Consider the following 2,307-nt stretch of genomic DNA (forward strand, 5'->3'; position numbering starts at 1 on the left):
GCTCAAGCCGAGCAGGAAGTGAGGCAAGGTCGGGTTTGCTAATGCGAGAAATGTTGGAATGTAAGACTAGACCTTCCAGCTCCGTCAACTATTCCTTGTTAATCGCCGAGCAATTAAAATATCTTCCAAGGCTCTAAATGTGATAGTCTGCGGTGGGCTGAATTCAAGCATGTCCAGTTGCTTCCAATACCAACGTCGGCGGGGTATCGGCCAGCCTCGATAATAGCTTAATACTAAAATGCCCTCCGGTTTTAGTACGCGCCGCAGTTCACGTAAGAGCATCTCGGGACGAGGTAGAGTCCCTAATAATCCGATGCAAAGCACAACGTCAAATTCACGGTTAGAAAAAGGGAGAGAATTGCGAACCTCCAGAACTCGAAACTCTACTCGTGGACTGAGACCGCGCCGGCTCGCCTCGGCTTTGGCCTTAGCTATCATTCGCGGTGACTGATCAATTGCCACTATCCGCCCGCGAAACCCGGGTATCGCAGCGATTGTGAGTGGTAGCTTGCCCGTAGCCGTTCCCACATCCAAGATCGTCTCGTTTCCCTGTAACACGAGTGCGTTAATCACCTTGTGCCAACGTTCTGTCTCACCGTCTCCACTGTAGAGGTAAGGTCCAAAGCGATCGTAAAGCCAATACATGAGCTTCTTCCCAAAATAGCGCCCATCCGTGACGACCACAAACAAGGCAGTCAGTCCCATCATTCCCAAAAAGGCGAAGATGATCGACATCATCAATTGATCACCCAAGATCACAGTGCTTGGATCAAGAATGCATACTCAAGAAAGCCAGAACTACTATGAAGACAGAGAGAGCTGCCCTTACCAAGTGATGAACTATGTTGATCTTACCATACATCTTCAGCCCGTTGGTTACTGCTAGAATGTGTATCCCAACCAATCCAATCAACAACAAGTAAAAGGCCAGCCATGCCTTTCGCGCCACAAAAACAGCAGAAACAGTGGTCAGAAATCCGCACGCAACCATACCGATAGCTATCCAAGCCGGAATATTCTTAGCTTTTACCTGAATTATTCCTGCAAATACGGTAAAAGCTCCATAGAAACCAGCCAGAAGAGCTGCAATAAGTACTAACATACTCACCTCCCGCCTCCTCACCGAGTTAAGCGATAAAGAAATCTGGATATGCGACAGGAATCTTGCACTAGTCTACCGACCATTTCGCGCTAAGACAACCACGGCCCGTATGGGGGTCGCGTCTTGCATTTCAACACTAGATTCTAATAGTTATTCGCATTTACTGCCCTTGTGCACGAAATTACCATTTCCAGAAATATGAGACCGCCGGACCATAGCTTCCTTTACCCAGCCAGGGAAAGGTAAAACCTCGGTGCGGAAAATCGCTTGTAAAACTTTGAAGGCGGGACAGGCTCACCTCGCTAAAGCCAGGAAGTAACCAACGCGTTGCCCGCTGGAGTTGCGATATACTGATGCAGGCTGTAGTCTATCTTTTATGTTCGGCCTCTAACGTGAGTAGTGGAGGTGAGTATCATGCGAAACTACCGGTTTTCCGTTGTTATCGAGAAGGACAAGGATGGATACTATGCGTTTTGCCCAGAGTTACAGGGGTGCTACACTCAAGGCGACACTTATGAAGAGGCATTAGCCAACATCAAAGACGCCATCCGCTTGCATGTGGAAGACCGTCTGGCAAGTGGGGAAGAGATCCCAGAAGGGGTTTCCATCAGCCTTACTTCTTTGGAAGTAACTGTATGACGAATGATAGGTTACCGCGACTTACCGCGGCTGAAGTGATTAAAGCGCTGAAGCGTGCTGGGTTCTCTCTTGCCCGTCAAAGTGGGAGTCACAAGTTGTACAAGGATAAAGAGGGCAAAAGGGTGACGGTTCCTTATCGTTCCGGAAGGATTCTCCATCCCAAGGTGTTAAAAAGCATCCTGCGGGATGCCGAGCTGACTGTAAAGGAGCTTAAGGACCTATTGGAGTAAAAAGACCTTTAAATCGGGCAAGATCCAGAAGTTTCGCCTGCGTGGGATAGCAAGGAAGGCGTTGGAAGCGGGTAATCTCACCAAGCTCAAGCCGAGCAGAAAATGAGGCATGGTCGGGTTCGCCAATGCGAGAAATGTTGGATTGCAAGACCTCGTACATTACCCGCCGAGATGGAGAGAAGCTGTTCTCTCGATTTGTCTCGTTTACACTTCAGTGTGGATGGAGACGAATCTTGGGTGGGCAGGTCGGTGCAAGACAGGAACGGTGGTACATTAGTTCATGGGTCAGATGGACCGCCCTCCCGCAAGCCCGGACAGTATCAAGAGCGCAGCTTA

Annotated in this window: 4 protein-coding genes; 2 read left to right on the forward strand and 2 right to left on the reverse strand. The window is 49.2% G+C overall.

From position 1 onward, the window contains the following. Nucleotides 1–84: 84 nt before the first annotated feature. Nucleotides 85–738, reverse strand: coding sequence for a class I SAM-dependent methyltransferase (locus J7J55_03515; protein MCD6141775.1), 654 nt, complete (start codon nucleotides 736–738; stop codon nucleotides 85–87). A 31-nt stretch (nucleotides 739–769) separates the two neighbouring features. Then, nucleotides 770–1,108: a hypothetical protein gene (locus tag J7J55_03520; protein MCD6141776.1), complete on the reverse strand. Its 339-nt coding sequence runs from the start codon at nucleotides 1,106–1,108 to the stop codon at nucleotides 770–772. Nucleotides 1,109–1,516: 408 nt separating this feature from the next. On the opposite strand from J7J55_03520, the gene J7J55_03525 reads away from it, so the two are divergent. Continuing rightward, entirely contained in the window at nucleotides 1,517–1,741 is a 225-nt protein-coding gene (locus J7J55_03525; protein MCD6141777.1) for a type II toxin-antitoxin system HicB family antitoxin, read from the forward strand. After that, nucleotides 1,738–1,971, forward strand: coding sequence for a type II toxin-antitoxin system HicA family toxin (locus J7J55_03530; GenBank protein MCD6141778.1), 234 nt, complete (start codon nucleotides 1,738–1,740; stop codon nucleotides 1,969–1,971). Before J7J55_03525 ends, J7J55_03530 begins: the two co-directional genes overlap by 4 nt. Nucleotides 1,972–2,307 lie beyond the last annotated feature (336 nt).

This window comes from Candidatus Bipolaricaulota bacterium (assembly GCA_021159055.1).
Classification (GTDB): Bacteria; Bipolaricaulota; Bipolaricaulia; order UBA7950; family UBA9294; genus S016-54.

Bases quoted from the DNA above. Each gene is read 5' to 3' on its own strand.
- J7J55_03525 (MCD6141777.1), top strand. From the start codon at position 1,517: ATGCGAAACTACCGGTTTTCCGTTGTTATCGAGAAGGACAAGGATGGA.
- J7J55_03530 (MCD6141778.1), top strand. From the start codon at position 1,738: ATGACGAATGATAGGTTACCGCGACTTACCGCGGCTGAAGTGATTAAA.
- J7J55_03515 (MCD6141775.1), bottom strand. From the start codon at position 738: ATGATGTCGATCATCTTCGCCTTTTTGGGAATGATGGGACTGACTGCC.